Origin of the sequence: Actinoplanes sp. L3-i22, assembly GCF_019704555.1 — a bacterium.
In the GTDB taxonomy this organism is placed as follows: Bacteria; Actinomycetota; Actinomycetes; order Mycobacteriales; family Micromonosporaceae; genus Actinoplanes.
The window spans coordinates 7,912,198-7,937,433 of the sequence record NZ_AP024745.1 but is presented as its reverse complement, the minus strand read 5'-3'; the positions used below and the strand labels follow the sequence as shown (position 1 = coordinate 7,937,433).

Below are 25,236 nucleotides of genomic sequence, written 5' to 3'. Positions count from 1 at the left end.
AGGCCTGGTCACGATACGTTCGTGCGGTTAAGTCAACGCGGATTTCACAGTTTGTCGGTGCGCCGGTGGCTGACCAGTGGCCCGGGGCGGAAGTCGGTGAACGCCGGGCTGTCGCCGAGATTCAGGTCCAGGGCGGCCCGCTGCAGGCCGGCCGTGGTCGCGGTGTCGTCCCAGCGGCCGGTGCGCACCCGGTGCTCGGCGGCCTGGATCGCGGCGATCTGCTCGGACGTGGTGAACGCGCAGTGCCCGCGCCGGGCCACGTAGGACCGGCGGAGCAGCCCGGTCCGCGCCTGCGCGGCGTAGCGGTTCTCGAACTCCACCGGCGCCAGCTGGTCGTAGATCGTGTGCATGGTCAGCATCGGCACGCCGAGCCGCCCGGTCACCGTCGAGCTGCGGGTCAGGTCGGCGACGGCCGCGCGGTCGGCGCGCACCGAGGCGTGCCGGGTCAGGTCGGCCAGGTCCGCGCGCAGGTCCAGGCCCGCCGCGCGATACAGGGTCACGACCATTTCCCGGTACGGCGATCGGGCCACCAGCGCGGCATAGTCCACCCCGGTGTTCCAGGACGCGTTGCCACCCGCGCTGAGCTCGATGAAGTAGCGCGCGGGCATGATGAACGGCGCCGCGGCCGCGAACCAGTCGTACTGCGCCTGCGCGATCCCCGCCGCGTCGGCCGGCGGCGTGGCCTGCGCCGCCGACCAGGTCGGCATGTTCAGCAGCGCGGTCCCGAGCGCGACCCGGGCCCGTCCGGCCGCCGTCTCCCGGGCCGCGGCCGCCACCGCGACGAGCCGGCTCGCCGCCGCCGCGCCGTCGGCCGGGGACGCGTAGTTCACCAGCGGGATGTCCTGGTCCGGCGCGAGCAGCCGGGACAGCGCGTACTCCCCGTCGAGCTGGTAGTTGTTCAGGTCGATGCCGCCGCCGAGCAGCCCGCAGGTGGAGACCGCCGCGTCCAGGCCGCCGCGCGGGTGCTCGGCCTCCTGGGTGCTGACCAGGCCGCCCATCGACTGGCCGTAGGCGATCGTGACCCGGGCCGGCCCGATGATCCGCTCGACGGCGGCCAGCGTCGCGAACTGGTCGCGGGCCGCGCTCTCCAGCGCCCACAGCGAGCCGTGCGGGTCGTAGGAGGACCCGGCCAGCGCGTACCCGCGGTCGAGCAGCGCCTGCCCGGCCGCCGGGGAGGGGGCGTCGGCCGCGGTCAGCGTGCCGAAGCCGTGACTGAACAGGATCAGCGTGCCGTGCCAGCCGGCCGGGACGTCGGCGATCCAGGTCGCGCCGTCGGCGAGCGTGCCGGTGTAGTGGGTGACCGTGGCGGCCCGCGCCGGGGCGGGGCCGAGCAGGGCGAGGAGCAGGGGCAGAACGGCCAGGAGACGTTTCACGGGGACCTCCGGCGGAGACGGAGCGCGGGGACGATGCCGCGCGGGACGAAGAGGACGATCACGATGAGCAGCACGGCGTAGACCGCGTAGGACAGCACGCTCGGCGCGTAGCCGGGCATGCCGGGCTGGGTGGCGAGCGTGGTCAGGGCCTGGACGACCAGGGTGATCAGGGTGGCGCCGAGCAGCGCGCCGGCGATGCTGCCGAGGCCGCCGACGACCGCCATCACCACGTACTCGATGGAGAGCAGCACCGGGAACGAGCCCGGCGCCAGGTAGCCGACGTAGAACGCGTAGATGCCACCGGCCAGGCCGGCGAACGCCGCCGAGACGGCGAAGACCAGCAGCCGGTACGCGCCGACCGGCACGCCGCTGGCCTCGGCGGCGGCCGGTGCGGTGGCCAGCGCGCGTAGCCCGCGCCCGGTCCGCGACCGGATCAGCAGCGACGCGACCAGCGTGGTCAGCGCGACGCCGAGCAGCACCAGGTAGGCGTACTGGCGGTCCTGGTTCAGCTCGAACCCGAGGATCGACAGGTAGGGCAGGCCCTGCAGGCCGATCGCGCCGCCCGCCCAGTCCGCGTCGCCGAGCACGGACAGCAGGATGAGCTGCAGCGCGAGCGTCGCGAACGCCAGCTGGTGCCCGCGCAGCCGCAGGATGGGGATGCCGACGACGACCGCGGCGAGGGCCGCCGCGACCGGCGCCGCCACCAGGCCGAGCAACGGCGGAAACTTGTGTACGGCGAGCAGCCCGGCCGTGTACGCCCCGATCGCGGTGAACGACGCCTGCCCCAGCGACACCTGCCCGGCATAGCCCATCAGCAGCGACAACCCGACCACCGCCATCGCCGAGAGCCCGAGCAGGACGTAGACGGTGAGCTGCCCCGGCCCCAGGAACGGTGGCACGGCCGCGGCCACCAGCACGGCCACGGCCGGCGGGAGCCACTTCACGCCGCCTCCAGAGCCGTGCGGGCCAGGCCGGCGCGCGCGATCAGCACGGCCAACATGAAGATCAAGGACACTTCCGTCTGGTACGACGTACTCCAGTAACCACCCACCAGCGCCTGCACCACACCGAGCAGCAGCCCGCCGGCCAGCGTGAGTCCGGGCCGGGTCAGGTTGCCGAGGACCGCCGCGGCGAACCCGCTCACCACGAGCGCCACGTCGGCGTCGAAGGTGACCTGCTGAACCGGCGTGACCAGGACCCCGGCCAGCCCGCCGAGCGCGCCGCCGGCCGCGAACGCGAGCAGTCCCATCCGCGGCACGTCGATCCCGACGATCCGGGCCGCGTACGGATCCTCCGCGGTCGCGGTGAGCGCCCGCCCCAGGTCGGTGCGGGCGAACAGCAGCGCGGTCGCGCCGAGCACCACCGCGGTCACCCCGATGATCAGCAGGTAGTGGGCCTGCACCCCGGCGACCGTGCCGGGCAGCCCGGGGAAGGACCGGGGCTGATCGCCCCAGAGCAGGATCTCGACCGCGTACGCGAACACCCCCAGCCCGAGCGTCACGATCAGTCCCGCCTGCGGGGTGGTGCCCGGCTTCCCGGTCGCGATCAGCCCGGTGAGCAGCCCGGCCCCGCCGGCCAGCAGCACGCCGAGGCCCTCCGCCACGCCGTGCGGGAGGCCGGCCGCGAGCAGCGTGGTGACCGTGAACGCGGCCAGCACCGCGAAGCTGCCCTGCGCGAAGTTGACCACCCGGGTGACCCGGTGGATGACCACCAGACCGCTGCCGAGCAGGGCGTAGGCGCAACCGACCCCGATCCCGGTGAGCACGTACTGGACCAGCTCGGCCATCACCCCTCCGCCAGGCCCAGGTAGGCGGTGGCGACCTCGGGGCTGCCGGCCAGCTCCGCGGACGGTCCCTCGGCGACGACCCGGCCGGCCTCCAGCACGTAGGCGCGGGTGCACAGCTCCAGCGCGAGCCGGGCGTTCTGCTCGATCAGCAGCACCGCGAGCCCGTCCACGGTGTTGCGTTCGCGCAGGTGCGCGACGAGACTGCCGACGATCTTCGGGGCCAGGCCGAGCGACATCTCGTCGATCACCAGCAGGTCGGGGCGGGCCATCAGCGCCCGGCCGAGCGCGACCATCTGCTGCTCCCCACCGGACAGCCGGGCCGCCGGCCGATCGCGGAGCGGCACCAGCTCGGGCAGCAGGGCGTAGACGTGCCCGGTGTCCCGCTCCCGGCGCCGCCACGCGCCGAGCCGCAGGTTGTCGTCGACGCTCAGCGAGCCGAACAGATGCCGGTTCTCCGGGACAAGAGCCAGGCTTCCCGGTACGGCGATCCGCCCGCCCGCCGGCGCGAGAATCCCGCACAGCGCGTTGACCAGGGTGGTCTTGCCGGCCCCGTTCGGCCCGATGAGCGCGACCAGCTCGCCGGCCGCGACGGTCAGCGACACGCCGTCGAGCGCCGTCGCCGCCCCGTACCGGACGGTCAGCTCGCGGACCTCGGCGATCACCCGGGCCCGCCCAGGTAGGCGGTGATCACCGCGGGGTCCGCCCGGATCTCGGCGAAGGTGCCGTGCGCGATCACCCGGCCCAGATCCAGCACGGTCACCCGGTCGGCGAGCCGGGCCACGAACGCGACGTCGTGCTCGACCAGCAGGATCGACATCCCCGCGCCGCGCAGCTCCTCGATCAGGCCGGCCAGCGCCGCCCGCTCGGCCGCGCGCAGCCCGGACGCCGGCTCGTCCAGCAGCAGCAACCGGGGCCGTCCGGACAGGGCGCGGGCCACCTGCAGCGCCCGCTGCAACCCGAGCGGCAGGTCCTCGGCCGGCCGATCGGCCCAGTCGCTCAGACCGGTCCGGGCCAGGGCGTCGGCCGCCGCCGTACGGATGCGGATCTCGTCTTTTCGATGTCGGGGCAGGCGCAGGACGGCGGCGAGCGGACCCGCGGAGGTGACCGCGTGCGCGCCGACCATGGCGTTCTCGGCGACCGTCAGGCCGCGGAAGACCGGCGAGTCCTGGAACGCGATCGCGATGCCCAGCCGGGCGCGCCGGTGCGGGGCGAGCCGGTCGACCCGGCGGTCCGCGAACCGGATCGTGCCGGAGGTGGCCGCCAGCTGCCCGCCGATCAGCTTGAACAGCGTGGACTTGCCCGCGCCGTTCGGGCCGATCACCGCGTGGGTCTCGCCCTCGCGGACGTCCAGCGCGACCTGTCGCAGGGCGTGGACGCCACCGAAACGGCGGGTGACGCCCTCGGCCCGGAGCAGCGCGGTCACTTGCCCAGCTTCGACAGGGCCCAGTCGGTGGCGACGAACTGACCACCCTTCACCACGTTGATCGAGATGTAGTCCGCGGTCAGGCCGGCGTGGTCGGACGCGGTGTAGTGGTAGTCGCCGTTCGGGGTGATCAGCGACAGGCCCTCGAACCCGGCGCGGATCTTCTCCGGGTCGGCGCTGTTCGCCCTGATGATCGCCCCGGCCAGGAGTTTCATGCCGGTGTAGCCGTCCGCGGCGAACTGGGGCGGCGGGTATCCGTACTGGCCGATGAAGGGTTTGGAGAGGTCCTGGATCGCGGTCTTCTGCGGTCCGTCGTGCAGGGCGTCGCCGACGACGGCGATCGAGCTGGCGACGAAGACCCCCTCGGCGGCGGCGCCGGTCGGTTTCAGCCAGAGCGTGCTGGCCTGCGAGCCGGTGAACATCAGCGGGAGGCCGAGGCCGGCGGTGGCGTACTGCTTGGCGAAGGCGACCGCGGGCGCGCCGGTCGACCAGACGGTCAGCGCCTGCGCGCCGGACGCCTTCACGTGGTTGAGCACCGCGCTGAACTCGGTGGTCGTGGTCTGGAACTCCTCGTCGGCGACCAGCGTGATCCCGTACCCGGAAGCCTTGCTCCGCATACCGGCGGTGCCGGCGTTGGCGTAGGAGCTGCGCGAGTCGTGCGCCACGGCGACCTTGGTGTAGCCCTGATCCCGGTAGTACTGCAGGATCCGGTCGGCGTAGGTCGCGGACGTCGCCGGGACCACGAAGACGCCCGGATGGATCGGGTTCACCTGCTCGTCCGCCGGGGTGAGCGAGACGTACGGCAGCTTCCCGCGGTCCACCTGCGGGATCGTGGCGAGCGCCGAGTTGGAGAACGGCGAGCCGAGCACCGCGACCACGCCGCTGCCCTCGAGCTCGTTGAAGCTGAGCACGGACTGCTCGGGCTGGCTCTTGTCGTCCCGCACGAGCAGCTCGACCGACCGGCCGAGCAGGCCGCCGGCGCCGTTGATCTGCTGGACGGCGAGCTCGACGGCCTTCTTGTCCTCGCTGCCCAGGGGCGCGTAGTTGCCGGTCAGGGAGAGGATCGCGCCGACCTTCAGGGGGCCGTCGCCGGTGCTGGTGTCGCTGCCGCTGTCGCCGCAGGCCGCGGTGGTGATGATGATCAGGAGCGCGGCGAGGGATGACCCAAGACGTTTCATGTCTCCGCTTCCATCGAATTGTGGTGCCGCAAAGTTAGGCGTCGATGTGACGCTGGTCAATAAACTGCCCGACATCGCCGCACATGCCGCCAACATCGGCGGTACCGTGCGCCCGTGCGCTCCTCCTCCGTCATGCTCACGTTTCTCGGCGACCACGTGCTCGATCGCGGGGTGTGCGTCTACTCCGGAAGCGTCATCGAGGTCCTCGGCCGGACCGGCGTCTCCGAGGAGGCGACCCGCTCCACGCTGACCCGGCTCACCGCGCGCGGGCTGCTGCGCCGCCAGCGGCACGGGCGGCGGATGTACTTCGGGCTGACCGAGCGCTCGACGCGGATACTGCACGACGGGTCGGCGCGGCTGTGGCGGACCAGCGCGGTCAACGACGACTGGGACGGGACCTGGACGCTGCTGGCCTTCTCGCTGCCCGCCGAGCGCCGCCGGGAACGCCACGACCTGCGGGCACAGCTCGCCTGGGCCGGGTTCGGGCCGGTGCAGGGCGGGCTGTGGATCGCGCCCGGCCACCCCGACGTCCGGCCGGTCCTGGCCGACCCCGGGCTCGGCCCGCACCTGCGGGTCTTCCGGGCCGAGGCCGACCCGGCCACCGACATCGGCGAGATGATCTCCCACGCGTACGACCTGCCGGCGCTCGCCGCGCGGTACACCGACTTCCGGTCCCGCTGGTCGGCGCCGGTGTCCGGTGGCGACCCCCTGGCGGCGAAGCTCCACCTGGTCACCGACTGGCTGCAGATCATCCGCCGGGACCCGCGGCTGCCCCTGCCGCACCTGCCCGCGGACTGGCCGGCGGTGCCCGCCCAGCAGCACTTCTTCCAGCTGAACGGCCGGCTCGACGCCCCGGCGGCCGAGGTCGCCGCCGCCCTCCTGGAGACCGTCCCGGCCGACGAGTGACCCGCCGGGGAATCGATGTCCGGCTATGGTGGCGGCATGTCGCTCGACGGGGTGGTGCCGTTTCCGGACGACTTCGCGCGGCGCTACCGCGCGGCCGGCTACTGGGCCGGCCGGCCCCTCGGCGACGTGCTGGACGAGGCCTGCCGGCGGCACCGGGACCGGGTCGCGCTGCACTCCGGGGGCGTCGACGTCACGTACGCGGAACTCGAACGACGCGCCGCGCGGCTGGCCGCGAACCTGACCGCGGTCGGTCTGCGCCCCGGCGACCGGGTGGTGGTCCAGCTGCCGAACGTGGCCGAGTTCGCCTACCTGCACCTGGCCCTGCAGAAGATCGCGGTGATCCCGGTGATGGCGCTGCCGGTGCACCGGTTCCGGGAGGTCGCCCAGTTCGTCGCGCTGTCCGGGGCGGTGGCCTGCTTCGTGCCGGACCGCTACCGGGACTTCGACTTCCGCGAGATGACCGCGCGGATCCCGGGGCTGCGCTGGACGATCGTGCTCGGGGAGCCCGGCCCGGCCGGCATCGACCTGCGCGAGCTGATCGCCCGGCCGCCGTTCGGCGCGGTGAACCCGGTGCGTCCCGACCCGGCCGGCCCGGCGCTGTTCCTGCTCTCCGGCGGCACGACCGGGGTGCCGAAACTGATCCCGCGCACGCACGACGACTACGTCTACAACACCCGGATGGCCGCCTCGGTCTGCGACATCCGCCCGGACGACTGCCTGCTGAACGTGCTGCCGATCGAGCACAACCTGCCGCTCGGCTGCCCGGGACTGCAGGGCTTCCTGCTGGCCGGCGCGCGGACCGTGCTGCACCCGAGCACCCGGGCCCGCGAGGTGTTCGAGCTGATCGAGCGGCACCGGGTGACCCACATCCACCTGGTGCCGGCGCTGCTGATCCGCTGGCTGCACGACCCCGCGCTGTCCGAGTTCGATCTGTCCTCGGTGCGGGTGGTGCAGAGCGGCGGCCAGCGCCTGCAACCGGAGACCCGGCTGCTCGCCGAGCGCCTGCTGCCGAACTGCACGGTCCAGGAGAACTTCGGGATGGCCGAGGGGCTGCTGATGTTCGTCCGGCTCGACGACCCGGCCGACGTGCGGCTGGCGACGGTCGGGCGGCCGGTCTGCCCGGACGACGAGGTGCGGCTGGTCGACGAGGCCGGCCACGACGTGCCGGCCGGCGAGGTGGGGGAGCTGCTGGCCCGGGGGCCGTACACGCTGCGCGGATACTTCCGGGCGCCGGAGCACAACGCGCGGGCGTTCACGCCGGACGGCTTCTACCGCTCCGGGGACCTGATGCGCCGGCATCCGAGCGGCAACTACGTGGTCGAGGGCCGGGTCAAGGACCTGATCAACCGGGGTGGCGAGAAGATCAGCGCGGAGGAGGTGGAGAACCTGCTGCTCGGGCATCCGGCGGTGCGGAACGTGGCCTGCGTCCCGGTGCCGGACGAGCTGCTCGGCGAGCGGATGTGCGCGTGCGTCCAGCTCCGGCCGGGCGTGCCGGCGCCGACGCTGGCGGAGCTGGTGGCGTTCCTGCGGGCGGCCGAGATCGCGTCGTTCAAGCTGCCCGAGCGGCTGGCGTTCTTCGACGAGCTACCCCTCTCCCCGATCGGCAAGATCTCCAAGAAAGCCCTGGTCGATCAGCTGGTCGCGGCGTAACCGCCGTCTATGACCAGGGTTTCGCCGGTCATGAACGGGTGCGACGTGGCGAGCGCGAAGATGCCCTCCGCCACATCCGCTTCGCGGACATTACGACCCATCGGCGTACGGGCGGCCCGCCGCCCCATCAGCGTGTCGTACCCGTCCCCGAGCGTCCGCCGCATCCACTCCCCGTCGATCCAGCCGGGCGCGACCGCGTTGACCCGCACCTCCGGCGCCAGCACCCGGGACAGCGTGCGGGTCAGGCTGACCACGGCCGCCTTGCTCGCGGCGTAGGCGAGCGGCTGTGGCCCGGGCCGCAACCCGACGACGCTCGCCACGTTGACGACGCTGCCGTGGCTGGTCCGCAGCAGCGGCGCGCAGGCCCGGGTCACCTGGAACAGGCCGCGGACGTTGACCGCGAACACCCGGTCCCAGTCGGCCGGATCGACGCCGTCCAGGTCGTCCGGGGGTGTGGGCGAGGTGGTGCCGGCGTTGTTGACCAGGGCGTCCAGACGGCCGTACGCCGCAATCAGGGAGCCCAGCACCGAGCGGACCGCGACGTCATCGCGCACGTCTCCGCGCAGCGCCTGATGGCGCCCCTCGGCGCCGACGGCGTCGAGCTCGGCCACCACGGCCGCCGCACGCTTCGCCGAGCGACTGAAATTGATCGCCACGTCCCAGCCCGCGGCGGCGAAGCGCAGCGCCGCCGCCCGGCCGATCCCGCTGGACGACCCGGTGATGAACGCGACCGGCACGGCGCACCCCTCTCACAGCCCGAGCACTCTTTCCGCATTCCCGTGGAAGACGGCGTCCTGAATTTCCGCGCCGAGGCCCAGCTCGTCCCACTCCCGCAGCAGCCGCTCGAACGGGATGCTGGGGTGGTCGCTGCCGAACATGATCTTGTCGCGCAGCCGCCCCCGGATGTCGCTGCGCAGCTGCGGCGGGAAGTACTTCGGCGCCCATCCGGACAGCTCCCAGAACACGTTCCCCTTGTGCAGCGCGACCGCGGTCATCTCGTCGATCCACGGCCAGCCGGGATGCGACGCGATGATGGTGAGCCGCGGAAACGTCGCCGCGAGCACGTCGACGGCGAGCGGGTGCGCGTGGTCGATCCGGGTCCCGAGCCCGCCCGGCAGCCCGGCGCCCATCCCGGTCGTCCCGACGTCGATCATGACCGGCACGCCCAGCCCGGTGATCGTCTCGAACAGCGGCCGCAGCGCCGGATCGTCCACCCGGAACCGGCCCATGATCGGGTGGAAGTGGAAGCCGATCACCCCGTGCTCCCGGACGGCGGTCTCCGCGTCGGTCAGCGCCGCCGGGCCCCGGAGCGGATCGACCGCGCCCCACGCGCCGGGGAACACCGCCGGGTGCCGGTCGCGCATCCCGGCGACATAGGCGTTGTCGCAGGCCGGCGCCCCGGTGGCGGCCGAGATGTCGAACGCCACGAGCAGTGCCTCGACGCCGGCCGCCGCGAGATCCGCGACCACGTCCGCCTCCGGCCGCCCGACCCAGGGCTTCTTCCAGTACGCGGCGAGCGCCTCGGCGAACGGGCCCTGCGAGGCGACCCACTCCGGCGTACCGGGGTAGCAGTGCAGATCGATCCGGCGCACCCGCCCAAACTGATCGATAAGTGCCGATCTTGCAACCGCTCTGACGTCTGGCGATAGATCTCCATTGATCTCTTGAAGGTTGCTACCTACCGGAGTAGGGAGGGATCCATGAGCTTCCCGCGCGTGTCCGTGGCCGTGGTGGCGATCGCAGCGCTGCTCGCGGCCGGCTGCGGCTCCTCCGACGAGGAACAGTCCGGGCCGCCGAAGCTGCGGGTCGCGACGATCGGCGTCTCCGGCGCGGCCGCCATGGTCCTCGGCGTCAGCAAGGGCATCTTCACCGAGGCCGGGCTGGACGTGCAGGTCGTGCCGGCCGAGGCGCCCGCGGTGATCCCGTCCGTGGTCGGCGGCCAGGCCGAGATCGGTTTCCTGAACGCCCCGGCGGTGCTGCTGGCCCGCTCGAACGGCGTGCCGGTCACCGCGATCAGCAGCACGTCGAGCAACCCGGCCGACCCGGCGCAGAACTTCATCCAGCTGCAGGTCGCCGCGGACAGTCCGATCCGGACGCCGAAGGAGCTGGAAGGAAAGACCATCGCGGTCGACACCCTCTACCAGCTGCCGGACGTGTCGATCCGCAACGCGCTGCAGGCCTCCGGCGTCGACGTGGCCAAGGTGAAGTTCACCGAGCTGCCGTTCGCCTCGATGGCCGACGCGCTCAAGTCCGGCAAGGTCGACGCGACCAATCCGGCCGAGCCGTTCGTCGCGCTCGGACTCGCCGGCGGCGCCCGCAACCTGCTCTCCGACAGCGTCGGGCAGACCACCACGATGCCGCAGTCGGTCTTCCTCTCCTCGGCGAAGTACGTGAGCTCGAACCGGGCGACGATCGACAAGTTCCGCACGGCGCTGACCAAGGCGTGCGAGTACGCCCAGGCGCATCCGGACGAGTTGCGCGCGGTGCTGCCCACGTACACCAAGGTCCCGGCCGCCCTGGCCGGCACGATCCGGCTGCCGGTCTACACGACCACGGCCGACGCCGCCGGGTGGCAGAAGTGGGCCGACATCCTGACCCAGCAGAAGATCGCCAAGAAGCCGATCGAGCTCGACGGCGCGTACCTGCGGTGAAGGGCGCCGCCGGCTTCGTCGCCCTGGTGCTGCTCTGGGAACTCGGCCGGCTCGCGCACGTCCTGCCCGCGAACTCGGCGCCGGCCAGCTGGCAGATCGCCGGCCGCCTGGGGGATGGAGAGTTGGCCGGCGCGGTCGGCGAAACCCTGCTCGCCTGGGCCGGCGGCCTGCTGCTGGCCGCGCTGATCGGCATCCCGCTCGGGGTGCTGCTCGGCCTGTCCCGCTGGGCGGACGCGGCGTTGGACACCACCGTCGACCTGCTGCGCCCGATTCCGGCCGTCGCGTTGATCCCGGTCGCCGTCGTGGTGATCGGCCTGGGCGCGAGCATGCCGGCGGTCCTGGTGGGCTTCGCGACTCTCTGGCCGCTTCTGATCTCAACCCGATTCGGCGTACGGGACATCGACCCGCTCCTCGTCGAGACCGGCCGGGTCTTCGGCGCGAACGGCTGGCGGCTGGCCGCGACGGTCACCGCCCCCGCCGCGCTGCCGGCCATCCGCACCGGCCTGCGGACCGCCGCCTCGCTCGGCCTGGTCGTCGCGGTCGCCACCGAGCTGGCGTCCGGCAGCCCCGGGCTGGGCTCGTACATCGCCCAGCAGCAGCAGGCCGGCCAGCTTCCCGCCGCGTACGCCGGCATCGTCGTCGCCGGCCTGCTCGGCTACCTGATCCACCTGGTCGTCCGGTGAAGCGGCTGCTCGGATACCTGGTCGTGGCCCTGCTCCTGGTCGTCTGGGAGTTCGCCGGCCGGCACAGCGACACCGGCCTGTTCCCGCCGGTCAGCGACGCGCTCACCGAGCTGGCCTCGATCGACCCGTGGACCGACGTGCTGCCCTCGGCCGGTCGCGCCCTGGCCGGCTTCGCGATCGGATCCGCGCTCGGCGCCCTGCTCGGCGTGACCATCGGCTGGTTCCGCGGCCTGGAACCGTGGGTCCGCCCGGCGCTGGAGTTCCTCCGCGCGATCCCGCCGCCGGCCGTCCTGCCGGTCGCGGTCCTGGCCCTCGGCGCGACCGGCGGCATGCGGGTCACCGTGATCGCCGCCGCCGCGATGTGGCCGGTACTGATCGCCGGCATCGACGCCACCCGCGCGGTCGAGCCCGGCTACCTCGACGTGGCCCGGATCAGCCGCGCCCACCCGGCCTCGGTGATCCTGCCCGCGGTGCTGCCGGCCCTGGTCGCCGGCGCCCGGATCGCCCTCGGCCTGGCCCTGATCATGATGGTGATCAGCGAGATGATCGCCGCCACCGCGGGCCTCGGCTACCTGATCCTGCAGGCCCAGCGCACCTACGCGATCGCCCAGATGTACGCCGGGATCATCGTCCTCGGCCTGCTCGGCTGGCTCGTCACCACGGTGTTCTCGCTGGTGGAGCGCCGGGTGCTGGGCTGGTACCGGGAGCAGAAGGGCATCGTCCATGGCTGAGACGCCGCTCGTCCGCGCGGCCGGCATCGGCAAGACCTACCGCGGCCGCCGCTCGGCGACCCAGGCCATCGGCGACATCAGCTTCGAACAGGCCGAAGGCGAGTTCCTCGGCGTCGTCGGGCCGTCCGGCTGCGGCAAGACCACACTGCTGCGCTGCCTGGCCGGCCTGGAACGCCCGGACAGCGGCACGGTCGAGTTCGACGGCCGCCCGGTCACCGGCATCCCGGCCGCCGTCTCGGTGGTCTTCCAGGAGTACAACCGCAGCCTGTTCCCGTGGCTGAGCACGGCGGAGAACGTCCGCTTCCCGATCCGCTCGCTCGGCCGGGCCGCCGGGCGTGAGCGGGCCCGGGAGGCGCTGGACCGGGTCGGGCTCGCCGACTTCGCCGACCACCGGCCGTTCCAGCTGTCCGGGGGCATGCAGCAGCGGGTCGCGATCGCCCGGGCGATCGTGTCCCGGCCCCGGTTCCTGCTGATGGACGAGCCGTTCGCGTCGGTCGACGCGCAGACCCGTGCCGTCCTGGAGGAGCTGACCGTGACGATCACCGCGGAGCTGGGCCTCACCGTCCTGCTGATCACGCACGACATCGACGAGGCGATCTTCATGGCGGATCGGGTGCTGGTGCTGTCCGCTCGGCCCAGCCGGGTGCTGCGCGAGGTGCCGATCGACCTGGGGCGGCCGCGGGACGAGGTGGAGACCCGGGCGTTGCCGCTGTTCCAGGACTACCGCCGGGAGATCCACCGCCTGATCGGTCACGGCCATGACTGACGGCCTCGCGACTCTCCGCCCGCTCTCCTGGCTGATGACCTTGCTGCTCGGGCTGGGGTTCTCAGCGCGCGGGCGGTCTGCTCGCATGACTGACGACCTCGCGACTTCCGCCCACGAGGCGGGCTGTTCAGATGGCTGATGACCTTGCGGGGCTGCTGCTCGGGCTGGGGTTCTCCGCCTACGAGGCGCGCTGCTACGCGGGGCTGGTCGGGGGTGAACCCCGTACCGGATATGCGGTTTCCCAGATCACCGGCGTGCCGCAGCCGAAGGTCTACGAGGCGCTGCGCCGCCTCGCGGCGCGCGGCGCCGCGGTCCGGCTGGCCGGCGACCCGGCCAGGTTCGTCGCGGTGCCGCCGGGCACGCTCTTCGACCAGATGCAGGAGACGTACGCGGTGAAGATCGCCGCCGCCCGTCAAGCCGCCGTGTCCAACCGGCCCGCCCCCGCCGACGAGTCCGCGGAACTCCTGCCCCTGCTCGCCGACCGCCCCGCGGTACTCGCCGCCGCGACCACCCTGCTCGCCGCCGCCGAACGCCGCGTCTACCTCTCCGGCACCGCCCCCGACCTGGGCGCACTCGCCGACCCGCTGCGCACCGCCGCCGGCCGCGGCGTCGACCTGGTGATCCTGCACTTCCGCGAACTGCCGTTCACCATCGACGGCGCCCACGTCTTCCGCCACGAGAGCACCGAGAAGGCGATCTACCGGCACCATCAGGCCCGGCACCTCGCCCTGGTCGGGGACTCGCGGGAGGTGATCTGGGCACTCGCCCGCGACGGGCGGCAGTGGCACGGGCTGCACAGCCGCAACGATCTGCTGGTGGCGGCGATCAAAGGGTACGTGCGGCACGACATCGACCTGCAGCAGATCTACGCCGGCTTCGGGCCCGAGTTGGAACGGGCTTACGGGCCGGGCCTGCAGGCCCTGGAACACTATCGGCGCCCGGCGGAGCAGCAGCGCCCGACCGAGCAGCGGCGCCGGGAGGCCGGCTGAGCAGGCCCCGCACCCTGTCCCATGCTCTACGTTCTCCCACCACCACCGCGCCACCACCACCGCGCCACCACCACCGCGCCACCACCACCGCGCCACCACCACCACCACCGCGCCACCACCACCACCACCGCGCCACCACCACCACCACCGCGCCACCACCACCACCGCGCCACCACCACCACCACCGCGCCACCACCACCACCGCGCCGCCGCCACCACCGCGCCACCACCACCACCGCGCCGCCGCCACCACCGCGCCGCCGCCACCACCGCGCCGCCGCCACCACCGCGCCGCCGCCACCACCGCGCCGCCACCACCGCTCCCGCCACGGCCACCGCTCCCGCCGCTGCCACGGCCGCCCTGCCACGGCCACCGCCGCCCTGCCACGGCCGCCGCCATGCCGTCGCCGCGCGGCCGGTCGACGAGCTCTGCGTTCTGCCGTTGCCGCGCGGCCGACTGAACCGGTTCGCCCACGGCGGTGTAGTCGTCCATGGCTGGGTTTCCTCATTGGGAGGCCATCATGATGAACGACCTGATTCTCATCCTGCGAGAGATCTTTCCCGATCTACGGATCGAAAGACTGCCGATCGGGCACCGGACCGACGACGACAACGTGTGGTACCTGGGCCGCCGCGGTCACCGCGAGGAGGTCCAGGTGGACACGTCCCCGGGCGGCGCACCGCCGTTCGAGCTCGAACGGCGGCGAACCCGGGTAAGCGCCGAGAGCGTGCGCGAAGCAGCCTCGAAGGTCACGGAGTGGCTGGCCTGAAGCCTTCCTTCCGGCTTGTGTCTTCCGGCCTGTGCCTTTCGACCTGTGCCTTTCGACCTGTGTCTTTCGGCTTGTGCCTTTCGGCTTGTGCCTTCCGACCTGTGTCCTCCGGCCTGTGCCTTTCGGCTTGTGCCCTCCGGCCTGTGCCTTTGGTCAGCGTTGCAGCATCAGTGCCATGGTGGTCTGCTCGACCTGCTTCAGGATCACCGCCGGGGTGTCATAACCGTGGTAGATGTCGCGCAAGCTCATCGCGGCATTACGGAACGACGGCTCATCCAGGATCCGCGCGACCGCCCGACCGATCCGGCGAGCCGACGCCCGACGCAGGTGCAGCCCGGCCCCGGTCCACATGATCCGGTCGGCCACCTCCGGGTCACCACCGGTCACCAGCACCGGGATCCCGTGCGCGAGCGCGGTCTGCACGGTGCTGAAGCCGCGATCGGTCACCAGGATCTGCCCTTGGAGGCAGCCGGTCAGGGTCAGCGCCCCGACATGCTGAATCTGCGGCGGCAGTTCACGCGGCGGATCCAGCGCCGGTACCCCGTTCTGCAGGTGCAACAGCCCGGAGATCGCCGTGAACGGGCAGGTCGTGACCGAGCGCAGCCCCAGCTGAGCGCGGATCGCCTGGTAGCGCCCCAGCACACCGGCGTCACGCCGGGTCAGCGGCAGCGGATCGATACCGACCGAGATCCACGGGAAGCGGGTCTGCTCGGCATACAGCGCCCCGGCGACAAAGTCGGTGCTGGTGATCAGGGCATCCGGGATCAGCAGACCGGTCAGCCGGCCCAGCTCCAAGAGGTGCCGGGGCACCGGATCCAGGTAGTGACGCTCCAGCGCCCGCCGCCGATCCTCCCCGCCCGTCCGGCGCCGCGTCCACCAACCACTCGACCGCCCGTTTCCGCCTCGTGGATGCGGGGCCGCCAGGTCCGCCTCGTCCACCCCGGCCGTGGAGTCCATCGGCTCCAGCATCGCTCCGGCCGCCTCGATCGCGGCCCGAGACGACCGACTGCCGTACCAGTGGACCCGATGACCACCCCCGATCAGGGCGCGGGCGATCGGCGCCATCGCGGTGACATGGGCGGTCGTGGGCATGGTCGCCAGCAGATACGTGGACATCGGCGCCCATTGTGGATCAGCCCACTTGACGACGACTTGCAGCCGACAAGATCAGCTCCGCCGCAGCCCGCCCGGCGCCCCTCAGGAGTCGAGCGACGCCCGCAGCGCAGCGATCGTGACCAGCACGTCCTTCCGACTCCGGGCCGATTTCAGCCACCGCGAAAGCCGCGCCACGGTCGTCATCCGCGCCGCGCCCAGACCCCGTTCCCGCGGCGTGGCCCCGGCGACAGTGATAAAGCCCCGGATCGCGGAACCGACCGACCCCGCCGTGAACGACCATGGCCCCGAGACCGGGACGCCCGCCGCCCGCAACCCGCCGCACGCAACCCGCAACCCGCCGCCCGCCGCTCACCGTCATCAGGTTTTCCCGAGCCGGCCGATCGTGACTCCGATCCCACTCCGGAGCTGGGCAAAGGCCCGATCCGCGTCATCCACCGCCACCGGGTAGAGATCGTCCGCCGACGCCCCCGAGTTCAACCGCCGCCAGTTCTCCCGAGCCAGAACCCGCTGAACCGCCAGCACCTGCGCCGCCGCCACCCGCGCCCCGAGCCCGTCCGGAAGCACCGGCCCCAGCGCCGCGGCCAGACTCTCCTCATCCCTGACCTGATATTCGTGCACCCGAGTTGCCAGGCTGGGCGTCGAAAAAACAAGATCATGAAAAGCCAGGATTTCCGGTACGTCGTTGAGCCCGGTCACCGGATCCCGCGCAACCAGCCCGTCCCGAAAATGCCGGTGCAGAGCGTCCACGGGAGACACCCCGTCACCCCGTCCCGCCACGACCCGGGCCGGCTCCCCGGCATGATCCGCGAACCGATGCAGAACCAGGTCTTCCTTCGACGGAAAGTACCGAAACAGCGTCGGCTTGGAGATCTCCGCAGCAGCCGCAACGTCGTTCACCGACACCCGATCAAACCCGCGCTCAAGAAACATCGCGATCGCAATCTCGGACACCACGTCGAAGGTCCGCTGCTTCTTCATTTCCCGCAGCCCCACCGCCGCCACGCTCCCAGCCCGCTCCCGCACTTCCGGCGTCGCCCCGCCCTGAGCGCGCTCCCGCACTTCCGGCGTCGCCCCGCCCTGAGCGCGCTCCCGCACTTCCGGCGTCGCCCCGCCCTGAGCGCGCTCCCGCACTTCCGGCGTCGCCCCGCCCTGAGCGCGCTCCCGCACTTCCGGCGTCGCCCCGCCCTGAGCGCGCTCCCGCACTTCCGGCGTCGCCCCGCCCTGAGCGCGCTCCCGCACTTCCGGCGTCGCCCCGCCCTGAGCGCGCTCCCGCGGTTCGAGCGACGCGCGCTCAGTTCGCGCACGCGCCCCCGACACCGCCCCGCCTGCAGGCTGCTTGATCGGCTCCGGCGCCGCCGCAGCCCCGGCCGGTGTCTGTTCGCCCACCTCGCTCACCCCACGACCCTATCACTCGGTTAAACTTGTAACCGAGTAACGTTATTGACCAGGTTGCGATATGGTCGAGCGCCTCCGCCCGTACATCGCAAGGGGTTTTGTCATGGATCTTGCCTCTGAGCTGGTCTTTCTGGATCGCGTCCACGCCGCGCAGGCCTGGATGCTCGACCACGCGCGGATGCGGGTCGCGACCGGCGCGCACGTCGCCGGCGACCGCTACACCGCGGAAACTCTCGGCCGGATGCTGAAGAGCTACGTCAAGGAACTCGCCGAGGAGCCGGATGGCGCGCCGTTCTTCGGCCGGCTGAGCTTCGACGACAGCACCGGAGCCGGTGATCATCAGGATCAGCGGTACTACATCGGCCGCCGCCGGATCACCGAGGAGGACGGCCCACCCCTGGTGATCGACTGGCGCGCCCCGGTGTCGTCGCTGTTCTACCGCGCCAGCGCGAGCGACCGCCGCGGCGTTTCCGTCCGCCGCCGCTACGGCTGGACGAACCGCCCACCGATCCGCCTGACCGGTTTCGAGGACGAGCGCCTCGACCTCGGCGAGGAGTTCGGCACGTCCAGCCGCCTGCTCACCGAGGAGATCGAACGCCCCCGAGTCGGCCCGATGCGAGACATCGTCGCGACCATCCAGCCGGACCAGGACGAACTCGTCCGGGCCGATCTCGATCAGTCACTGTGCGTGCAGGGCGGCCCAGGAACCGGCAAGACCGCAGTCGGCCTGCACCGAGCGGCCTACCTGCTCTACGCCCACCGCCGGCAGCTCAAGCGCACCGGCGTCCTGGTCGTCGGCCCGAACCCGGCATTCCTCCAGTACATCTCCGCAGTCCTACCAGCACTCGGCGAGGTCGACGTACAACAACGAACCCTGGAAGGCCTGCTCGCCGAACGCCCACCAGCCACCACCAGAAGATCACCCGCCGCCCGTCCGTCCGCCGCGACCGTGGAACCGCACTCCGCTCGCCCGCCAGCCGCGACTATGGAGCCGCATTCCGCACGCTCGCCGGCCGCGACTGTGGAGCCGCGCTCCGCTCGTCCGTCGGCTGCGAGCTTGGAGCCGCATTCCGCTCGCCCGTCGGCCGCGAGCGTGGAACCACGCTCCGCTCACCCGCCGGCTGCGACCAGGGGATTGCTCTCCGAACACCCGGCGGCCGCCACCGACAGCGACGACACCGCGCGCCTGAAGCACGACGCCCGGATGGCCGAAGTAGTCCGCCGCGCGCTGAACGGCCTGATCAGCCCACCCGCCGAAGGCATCGTCGTCGCCGACGGCTCCTTCCGGCTCCGGGTCGCTCGTCCCGCCCTGCTGCGTGAACTCACCCAGATCAGAGCCGAGAATCTCCCATATGGCCTGGGCCGCGAACGTTTCCGCACCCGCATCGTGGCCCTGCTACAGCGCCAATTGGAGTACCACGGCGAGTCCCCGAACCGAAAGTGGCTCGACAAGACCGGCCGGGCCCGCCCGGTCGTGGACACCCTGGACACGTGCTGGCCCCGGACCCGTCCCGAGGAACTGCTGACCAGACTGCTCGGCGACGCATCATTCTTGAGCCACGCGGCCGAAGGGATCCTGACCGATTCCGAGCAGGCAACCCTGCGCTGGGCGAAGCCCCCACGCAGCTTCAAGAGCGCCAAGTGGTCCGCCGCCGACATCGTCCTGCTGGACGAGATCGCCGGAGCGATCCAGCACCCGGACGGCTTCGGCCACATCGTCGTCGACGAGGCCCAGGACCTGTCCCCGATGCAGTGCCGCGCCCTGGCCCGCCGCAGCCGGCACGGTTCCCTGACCGTCCTCGGCGACCTGGCCCAGGGCACAACCCCGTGGTCCGCCCCGGACTGGCCCACCCAGCTGACCCACCTCGGCAAGCCGACCGCCCCGATCACCGCCCTGACGCTCGGCTTCCGAGTCCCGGCAAGCGTGCTCGCCTACGCAAACCACCTCCTACCCCTGCTGAACGTCCCCGTCCCCGCAGCAAGGTCCGTCCGCACCGACGGCCAACTCACCATCCGCGAAGTCCCAGACCTGACCACGGCCGTCCTCACTCACCTAGAAGCGGCCCTGAAACGGGAAGGCTCCATCGCCGTAATCGCCACCGCCCACCGAATCGCCACCCTCACCCTCACCCACACCGCGGCCACCCCGTTCCCACCAGCCGCTTCCGCCGCCCACACTTCTCCCACCGCGCTGCCCGCGCTGCCCGCAGCCGCCAACCCAGCCGCGCCAGCCGCACCGCCAATGGCGGCGGGGCCGGTCGCGCCCGCCGCGCCCGCCGCGGCTGCTGCGGTCGCCGGGGCTTTCGCGGCGCTCGCGGACGACCGGGTCACCCTGCTGCCCGCAACGCTGGCGAAGGGCCTCGAGTTCGACCACGTGATCGTCGTCGAGCCGGCCGAGATCGTGGCCGCCGAACCGCGCGGCCTGCACCGGCTCTACGTCGTCCTGACCCGCGCCGTCTCCCGGCTGGACGTATTGCACACCGGTTCACCAGGCTGGTGACACCGACACCGACACCGACACCGACACCGACACCGACGCCGGCACCGGCACCGACCCGGCGTCGGGCGGCTCGAGCGCCGGCCTCAGCCGAGGCCCAGCTTCTGAGCTGTGGGTTCGATCAGGGCGATGATCCGTTCCTCCTCGCGCGGGTAGGAACCACCGGTGTACTTCGCCGCGATCCGGTCGACGATCTCCCACCCGGCGTCCCCGGTGACCCATTCGACGACCCGCCCGCGAATGATCACCGGCAGGAACGGATTTCCGTCCGGGGTGAGCGAGATTGCCACCCGCGGATCCCGGCGCAGATTCCTGGCCTTGCGGGACCCCGGCCCGGTGAAGAAGGCAACATGATCGCCATGCGTACCGATCCAGACCGGAACGGAATGCGGCGAGCCGTCCGGCAGCACAGTCGCGAGATGCGCGGTAGCGGTGCCGTCGAGAATCTCACGGATATCGTCATTGATACTCATCGCTCAACCTCGTATCTCAGATAGCTGACGCCCGGCGTCGGAACGACCTCGACCAGGCGCCGATGGGCATGTGTGGAAGCTCTTGAAACGGTAGTGCTTGGCCGGGGTGCTCGTTGGCCCTCGCCGCTCGCCGCTCGCCGCTCGCCGCTCGCCGCTCGCCGCTCGCCGCTCGCCGCTCATAGCCGTGGGTCCGCGTGGAACTTCGGGCCGGGGCCCGAGCCGTCCGGGCGCTTCCCGGCCAGCACGTCGACGATCTCCTCAAGACTCACGGTGCCGGCGACGAGCCCGCGCGGATCGGCCTCCTTCTCCGCATACGCCGTGATCGCACCGGCCAGCCCCGACGACGCCCCGAGGATGCCGACAGTCGTCACGTCCTTGAGCACGATCTCGCGCGTATCGACCATGCTCGGCGCCCCCGACAGTCCGATATAGACCACCGTGCGGCCGGGCTCGACCAACTCCACCGCAAGCCCCGGCATTACTGCCGCGTTGGTGGCGTCGACGATCCCGTCCCAGGCGAGGTCGGGCAGTGTCTCGCGGGTCCAGACCGGCGCCTCCGCGAGCGGCTCCCCGGTCAGCCCGAGCAGGTGCACCTCGGCCCCCAGCGCCTTCCCGAACATGGCCGCGAGCAGCCCGATCGTGCCCGTACCCAAGATCAGCAGCCGCTCGCCGGGCGCGACCGCCGCTGCCCGGACCGCCCGCAGCGCGTTCCCGCCCGGCTCGACCAGCGCACCGAGCGTGGCGTCCACCGCATCGGGCAGCGCATGCAGATACGCCGCCGGGAACGTGAGCCGTTCCGCGAGCGCGCCCGGCAGCCCGTCCCGGCAGCCCAGCTCGTGCCGGGCCGGGCAGACGTGGTGCCGCCCGGCGCGGCAGCGCGCGCAGTCCCCGCAGCCGATCATCGTGTCCCCGGTGACCCGCCGGCCCGACCAGCTCTCCTCGACGCCCTGCCCGGTGGCGATCACCGTGCCGGACCACTCATGGCCGGGCCGCAACGGATAGGAGGCCGCACCGGTGTGCAGGTAGCTCATCTCACCGGTGAACAGCTCCACGTCAGTGCCGCAGACCCCGACCCGTTCCACCTCGACGATCACCTGCCCGGGGCCGGCCGATGGCTCCGGTACGTCCTGGACCTCGGCCCGGCCGGGCCCGGTGAAGACCAGCGCGCGCATAGTGGGCCTCCGTTGTCAGGGGTTGGCTCATCAGCGTAGAACGAGATCATGACGAGAATCGACAGCTCTCCGTTCGGTGCACTGGCCGACGGCACCGTGATCGAGAAGTGGACGCTGACCAACGCGAGCGGGGCGTCGGTGTCGATCCTCACCTGGGGCGCGACGATCCAGTCCGTGCTGGTCCCGGACCGGGACGGCGCGCTCGGCAACGTGACGCTCGGCTTCTCGGACCTGGCGGGCTACATCGACCCGGCAAACCCGTATTTCGGGTCGACCATCGGCCGTTACGGCAACCGGATCGCGAACGGCACGTTCACGCTGGACGGGCAGGTGCACAAGCTGACGCAGAACGAGGGCGAGACGACCCTGCACGGCGGTGTGCGGGGCTTCGACAAGCGCGTGTGGTCTGCCGAGGCGGTCACCGGCGGCGTACGCCTCAAGCATTTTTCGCCGGACGGTGAGGAGGGATTTCCCGGCGCCGTCGAGACGACCGTGACGTTCGGTCTCGACGACGAGAACCGCCTGCGGATCGACTATCACGCGACCACCGACCAGGCGACGGTCGTCAGCCTGACCAACCATGCCTACTGGAACCTGGCGGGGGAGGGCAGCGGCACCATCAACGACCACCTCCTGAAGATCAACGCTGGGCATTTCACGCCGGTCGACGCGACGCTGATCCCGACCGGTGAGCTGACCCCGGTGGCCGGCACTCCGTTTGACTTCCGGACGGTCCACGCCATCGGCGAGCGTCTGCACGAGGACGACCCGCAGCTGGCCTTCGGCCTCGGTTACGACCACAACTACGTCCTGTCGGGCCCGGAGGCGGCCGTGGTGCGGGACCCGCGGACCGGCCGGCAGCTCGCCATCGAGACCACCGAGCCGGGCCTGCAGTTCTACTCCGGGAACTTCCTCGACGGGAAGCTCCGCGGAACCTCCGGCCGCCAGTATCGCCAGAGCGACGCGTTCGCCCTGGAGACCCAGCACTTCCCGGACAGCCCCAACCAGCCCGACTTCCCGTCCACGGTCCTGCGGCCGGGCGAGACCTACACCTCCACCACGATCCACACCTTCTCCGTCGTCGATTAGCGCGCCACCGCGGCCGGGCGGCGTTGGTCGGCGTTGCGGGCGGCCGCCTCGGGTGTCGGGGCGGCTCGCGCCGCAGGCTTTCGCTGAGTGTTGCCGCATCTTCGTCTCGGTCATGCGCTCACCCTGCCGGGTCGCGCCGGGCTTAAAAAGAGGAGAGCCGCTCCTAGGGCGTGTTTCATAAGCAGGTCAGAGCCACTCGCAGATGATGGTGATGGTCAGAACTGCCTGGTAGCGGACGGCAAGTTTGTCGTAGCGGGTCGCGACGCCGCGGTGGCGTTTGAGGCGGTTGATGCCGCATTCGACGGCGTGGCGTTGCCGGTAGACGAGCCGGTCGAAAGCGGGTGGCCGGCCGCCTTTGCGGCCTTTGGCTTTGCGGTGGGCGTCCTGGTCACTCTTGCTGGGAATGCACGCCCGGATTCCGCGTTTACGCAGGTAGGAACGGTTTTCTTTCGAGGTGTAGGCCTTGTCGGCGAGGACCGTGTCGGGGCGGGTCCGGGGCCGGCCACCGCCGGGCCGGCCGACCCGGATCCTGGACAGGACCGGGATGAACTGCGGACTGTCCCCGCACTGCCCGGCGGTCACGATGAACGCCATGACCTTCTGCCCCTGCTCACAGGCCAGATGCGTCTTGGTGGTCAACCCGCCCCGCGACCGCCCCAGGCCGTGATCATCAGGTTCGGTGTGCACGCCGCCGGGCGGCTCCTTCTGCAACTGCCCGTCGCGGCGAGCACCGGCCGCGTGCTGATGGGCGCGGCTGGTCATCGAGTCGAGGCTGATGTCCCAGCGGATCCGGCCGGCCGCATCGGCATGGGCCTGCAGAGCGGCCAGGATGCTGTCCCAGGTGCCGTCGCGTTGCCAGCGGCGAAACAGTCCATAGACGGTAGGCCAGGGCGGATAGACGGCGGCGACGTCCCGCCACGGAACCCCGTTCCGGATCCGCCAGCGGATCCCGTTGATGAGCTGCCGTTTCGTCCACTTCGGCGGCCGCCCGTTCCCCGACACAGCCGGCAGCAACGGAGCAAGCCGCTGCCACTGAGCGTCGGTGAGGTCATGCCGCGTCGTCACCGCTAAGGTGGCCACGAGGTCTCCGGTATGAAGTTCTAGCTTGGTCGCTGAACCACTTACCGGAGACCTCTTCAGTTATCGATGACCGCCACGCCGTGACCCTCACCGGCAAAACCCAACTTCTAAAACACGCCCTAGGCAGAGCGGAGTCTTCCTAGGAACGACAGGGCCAGGCACATCGGCCGGCGACGGCATACGGTCGAGGCATGACCGACGAGACCAACGCCCTCGGGACCTACCTCCGGGCCCGCCGTGAGCTCGTCAGCCCGGAATCCGCCGGCCTGACGTCCTCCGGCCAGCGCCGCGTCCGGGGCCTGCGCCGTGAAGAGGTCGCGATGCTCGCCGGCATCAGCGCCGACTACTACCTGCGGCTCGAGCAGGGCCGCGACCGTCATCCGTCGGCGCAGGTCCTGGAGTCGCTGGCCCGCGTCCTGCACCTGGACGAAGCCGCCACTGAATACCTGCTCAGCCTCGGCATCGAACGCCCACGCAGCACCCGGAGGCGCCCGCGCCGGGAGACCGCTCCCGCCGGTATCCGCAAGCTCCTCGCCACGCTGGCGCTGCCGGCCTTCGTCGAGGGCCGCCACTTCGACGTTCTCGCCGCGAACCCGCTGGCCACCGCCCTGTCCCCACGGCTGGTCCCGGGCCGCAACCGGCTGCGCGACGTCTTCCTCGACCAGGCCGAGCAGGCCCTCTATCCGGATTGGGAGCACGCCAGCCGCCACCTGGTCGCCGGTTTCCGGGCGTCCGTCGGCACCGACACCAGCGATCCGCGCTGCATCGAGCTCGTTGGTGAGCTGTCGCTGGCCAGTGACCGTTTCCGGCAGCTCTGGGCCCGCCACGACGTCCAGACCCGCGAGGGCGCCTCGGTCACCATGGACCACCCGGTGGTCGGCCCTCTCACGCTGAACCGCGAGAAGCTCATGATCGGCGGCGCCGGCGGCCAACTGCTGGTCATCTACCACCCCGACCAGGCCACCGAGGCAGCCGAGAAGCTCCAACTACTGGCCTCGATCACCGCACCCGACCCGCAGTCCCAGCCCACCTCAGGGAGGCAACCGACGAATCAACCGACAACGACGACGATCGGCGAGTACAACCGCTGATGAGCCCGGAGGAACGCTTCGCGAGTGTGCGGGTGGCACGCCTGGCCACGGTCACCCCGGACGGCGCGCCGCACCTGGTGCCGATCGTGTTCGCGCTGGTCGGCGACGTGATCCACACCGCGGTTGACGGTAAGCCGAAGCGGCATCGCAACCTGCGCAGGCTCATGAACATCGCCCATGAGCCGCGCGTCAGCGTCCTTGCGGATCGGTATGACGACGACTGGTCGCAGCTCTGGTGGGTTCGAGCGGATGGCATCGCCACGGTGTCGGACGATCCGGAGCCGGCGCTGATCACCCGGTACCCGCAGTACGAGGTCGAGCCGCCACCCGGCCCGTTCCTCCGCATCCAGGTGACGAGCTGGCACGGCTGGTCTGCCTGACGATCCGGCATCGCCGGCCGTCGGCGCGGCGAGCTGC

General features: G+C 71.7%; 26 protein-coding genes. 12 read left to right on the top strand and 14 right to left on the bottom strand.

Annotated elements, in window-relative coordinates; genetic code table 11:
- Window positions 1–44: 44 nt before the first annotated feature.
- The 6 genes from L3i22_RS35715 to L3i22_RS35690 are packed head-to-tail and all read right to left on the bottom strand — an operon-like array spanning window position 45 to window position 5,760.
- Window positions 45–1,373 (bottom strand): hypothetical protein, encoded by a 1,329-nt coding sequence (locus L3i22_RS35715; protein ID WP_221321889.1) that lies wholly within the window; start codon window positions 1,371–1,373, stop codon window positions 45–47.
- Window positions 1,370–2,317 carry a branched-chain amino acid ABC transporter permease gene (locus L3i22_RS35710; protein ID WP_255657410.1) on the bottom strand — a complete coding sequence of 316 codons (948 nt, stop codon included), beginning with the start codon at window positions 2,315–2,317 and terminating at the stop codon, window positions 1,370–1,372. The genes L3i22_RS35715 and L3i22_RS35710 overlap by 4 nt, the downstream gene beginning before the upstream one ends.
- Window positions 2,314–3,159, bottom strand: a complete 846-nt coding sequence (locus L3i22_RS35705) for a branched-chain amino acid ABC transporter permease (protein ID WP_221321888.1) — start codon at window positions 3,157–3,159, stop codon at window positions 2,314–2,316. The genes L3i22_RS35710 and L3i22_RS35705 overlap by 4 nt, the downstream gene beginning before the upstream one ends.
- Window positions 3,159–3,821 (bottom strand): ABC transporter ATP-binding protein, encoded by a 663-nt coding sequence (locus tag L3i22_RS35700; protein WP_255657409.1) that lies wholly within the window; start codon window positions 3,819–3,821, stop codon window positions 3,159–3,161. Before L3i22_RS35700 ends, L3i22_RS35705 begins: the two co-directional genes overlap by 1 nt.
- Complete coding sequence (locus L3i22_RS35695; protein ID WP_221321887.1) at window positions 3,818–4,582, bottom strand: ABC transporter ATP-binding protein; 765 nt, start codon at window positions 4,580–4,582, stop codon at window positions 3,818–3,820. The genes L3i22_RS35700 and L3i22_RS35695 overlap by 4 nt, the downstream gene beginning before the upstream one ends.
- Window positions 4,579–5,760: an ABC transporter substrate-binding protein gene (locus tag L3i22_RS35690; RefSeq protein ID WP_221321886.1), complete on the bottom strand. Its 1,182-nt coding sequence runs from the start codon at window positions 5,758–5,760 to the stop codon at window positions 4,579–4,581. Before L3i22_RS35690 ends, L3i22_RS35695 begins: the two co-directional genes overlap by 4 nt.
- A 114-nt stretch (window positions 5,761–5,874) precedes the next feature.
- On the opposite strand from L3i22_RS35690, the gene L3i22_RS35685 reads away from it, so the two are divergent.
- Complete coding sequence (locus L3i22_RS35685; RefSeq protein WP_255657408.1) at window positions 5,875–6,666, top strand: PaaX family transcriptional regulator C-terminal domain-containing protein; 792 nt, start codon at window positions 5,875–5,877, stop codon at window positions 6,664–6,666.
- A 36-nt stretch (window positions 6,667–6,702) separates the two neighbouring features.
- Window positions 6,703–8,316 carry a (2,3-dihydroxybenzoyl)adenylate synthase gene (locus tag L3i22_RS35680; protein WP_255657407.1) on the top strand — a complete coding sequence of 538 codons (1,614 nt, stop codon included), beginning with the start codon at window positions 6,703–6,705 and terminating at the stop codon, window positions 8,314–8,316.
- Here L3i22_RS35680 and L3i22_RS35675 read toward each other — a convergent pair.
- Window positions 8,298–9,053 (bottom strand): SDR family NAD(P)-dependent oxidoreductase, encoded by a 756-nt coding sequence (locus L3i22_RS35675; RefSeq protein WP_221321884.1) that lies wholly within the window; start codon window positions 9,051–9,053, stop codon window positions 8,298–8,300. The genes L3i22_RS35680 and L3i22_RS35675 overlap by 19 nt on opposite strands.
- Window positions 9,054–9,065: 12 nt before the next feature.
- Window positions 9,066–9,908: an amidohydrolase family protein gene (locus L3i22_RS35670; RefSeq protein ID WP_221321883.1), complete on the bottom strand. Its 843-nt coding sequence runs from the start codon at window positions 9,906–9,908 to the stop codon at window positions 9,066–9,068.
- A gap of 108 nt (window positions 9,909–10,016) precedes the next feature.
- On the opposite strand from L3i22_RS35670, the gene L3i22_RS35665 reads away from it, so the two are divergent.
- The 5 genes from L3i22_RS35665 to L3i22_RS35645 all read left to right on the top strand — a co-directional run bounded on the left by L3i22_RS35665 (window position 10,017) and on the right by L3i22_RS35645 (window position 14,136).
- A complete protein-coding gene (locus tag L3i22_RS35665) occupies window positions 10,017–10,967 on the top strand; it encodes an ABC transporter substrate-binding protein (protein WP_221321882.1) in 951 nt (316 codons plus the stop codon).
- Window positions 10,964–11,650: an ABC transporter permease gene (locus L3i22_RS35660; RefSeq protein ID WP_221321881.1), complete on the top strand. Its 687-nt coding sequence runs from the start codon at window positions 10,964–10,966 to the stop codon at window positions 11,648–11,650. The genes L3i22_RS35665 and L3i22_RS35660 overlap by 4 nt, the downstream gene beginning before the upstream one ends.
- A complete protein-coding gene (locus L3i22_RS35655) occupies window positions 11,647–12,381 on the top strand; it encodes an ABC transporter permease (RefSeq protein ID WP_221321880.1) in 735 nt (244 codons plus the stop codon). The genes L3i22_RS35660 and L3i22_RS35655 overlap by 4 nt, the downstream gene beginning before the upstream one ends.
- A complete protein-coding gene (locus tag L3i22_RS35650) occupies window positions 12,374–13,147 on the top strand; it encodes an ABC transporter ATP-binding protein (RefSeq protein WP_221321879.1) in 774 nt (257 codons plus the stop codon). Before L3i22_RS35655 ends, L3i22_RS35650 begins: the two co-directional genes overlap by 8 nt.
- Window positions 13,148–13,278: 131 nt before the next feature.
- A complete protein-coding gene (locus L3i22_RS35645; protein WP_221321878.1) occupies window positions 13,279–14,136 on the top strand; it encodes a TrmB family transcriptional regulator in 858 nt (285 codons plus the stop codon).
- A 26-nt stretch (window positions 14,137–14,162) separates the two neighbouring features.
- Here L3i22_RS35645 and L3i22_RS35640 read toward each other — a convergent pair whose 3' ends face one another.
- Entirely contained in the window at window positions 14,163–14,510 is a 348-nt protein-coding gene (locus L3i22_RS35640; protein WP_221321877.1) for a hypothetical protein, read from the bottom strand.
- Between the two features lie 147 nt (window positions 14,511–14,657).
- Here L3i22_RS35640 and L3i22_RS35635 point away from each other — a divergent pair, with 147 nt between their 5' ends.
- Window positions 14,658–14,906: a hypothetical protein gene (locus L3i22_RS35635; RefSeq protein ID WP_221321876.1), complete on the top strand. Its 249-nt coding sequence runs from the start codon at window positions 14,658–14,660 to the stop codon at window positions 14,904–14,906.
- Window positions 14,907–15,059: 153 nt separating this feature from the next.
- On the opposite strand, the gene L3i22_RS35630 is transcribed toward L3i22_RS35635, so the two are convergent.
- Window positions 15,060–16,022: a glycosyltransferase gene (locus tag L3i22_RS35630; RefSeq protein ID WP_221321875.1), complete on the bottom strand. Its 963-nt coding sequence runs from the start codon at window positions 16,020–16,022 to the stop codon at window positions 15,060–15,062.
- A gap of 357 nt (window positions 16,023–16,379) precedes the next feature.
- Entirely contained in the window at window positions 16,380–17,417 is a 1,038-nt protein-coding gene (locus tag L3i22_RS53935) for a TetR family transcriptional regulator (protein WP_255657406.1), read from the bottom strand.
- Between the two features lie 103 nt (window positions 17,418–17,520).
- Between L3i22_RS53935 and L3i22_RS53930 the strand changes: the two genes are divergently transcribed.
- Window positions 17,521–19,917 carry an AAA family ATPase gene (locus L3i22_RS53930; protein ID WP_255657405.1) on the top strand — a complete coding sequence of 799 codons (2,397 nt, stop codon included), beginning with the start codon at window positions 17,521–17,523 and terminating at the stop codon, window positions 19,915–19,917.
- A gap of 83 nt (window positions 19,918–20,000) precedes the next feature.
- Here L3i22_RS53930 and L3i22_RS35610 read toward each other — a convergent pair whose 3' ends face one another.
- Window positions 20,001–20,387 carry a PPOX class F420-dependent oxidoreductase gene (locus L3i22_RS35610; RefSeq protein ID WP_221321874.1) on the bottom strand — a complete coding sequence of 129 codons (387 nt, stop codon included), beginning with the start codon at window positions 20,385–20,387 and terminating at the stop codon, window positions 20,001–20,003.
- 176 nt (window positions 20,388–20,563) lie between these two features.
- Window positions 20,564–21,559 (bottom strand): zinc-binding dehydrogenase, encoded by a 996-nt coding sequence (locus tag L3i22_RS35605; protein ID WP_221321873.1) that lies wholly within the window; start codon window positions 21,557–21,559, stop codon window positions 20,564–20,566.
- 48 nt (window positions 21,560–21,607) lie between these two features.
- On the opposite strand from L3i22_RS35605, the gene L3i22_RS35600 reads away from it, so the two are divergent.
- On the top strand, window positions 21,608–22,648 hold the full coding sequence (locus tag L3i22_RS35600; RefSeq protein WP_221321872.1) for an aldose epimerase family protein: 1,041 nt from the start codon (window positions 21,608–21,610) through the stop codon (window positions 22,646–22,648).
- A gap of 186 nt (window positions 22,649–22,834) precedes the next feature.
- Here L3i22_RS35600 and L3i22_RS35595 read toward each other — a convergent pair whose 3' ends face one another.
- Entirely contained in the window at window positions 22,835–23,728 is an 894-nt protein-coding gene (locus L3i22_RS35595) for an IS5 family transposase (protein ID WP_221321871.1), read from the bottom strand.
- Window positions 23,729–23,919: 191 nt separating this feature from the next.
- On the opposite strand from L3i22_RS35595, the gene L3i22_RS35590 reads away from it, so the two are divergent.
- Both L3i22_RS35590 and L3i22_RS35585 read left to right on the top strand, forming a co-directional pair.
- Window positions 23,920–24,819 (top strand): helix-turn-helix domain-containing protein, encoded by a 900-nt coding sequence (locus L3i22_RS35590; RefSeq protein WP_221321870.1) that lies wholly within the window; start codon window positions 23,920–23,922, stop codon window positions 24,817–24,819.
- A complete protein-coding gene (locus tag L3i22_RS35585) occupies window positions 24,819–25,199 on the top strand; it encodes a TIGR03668 family PPOX class F420-dependent oxidoreductase (protein ID WP_221321869.1) in 381 nt (126 codons plus the stop codon). The genes L3i22_RS35590 and L3i22_RS35585 overlap by 1 nt, the downstream gene beginning before the upstream one ends.
- The last annotated feature ends 37 nt before the right edge of the window (window positions 25,200–25,236 follow it).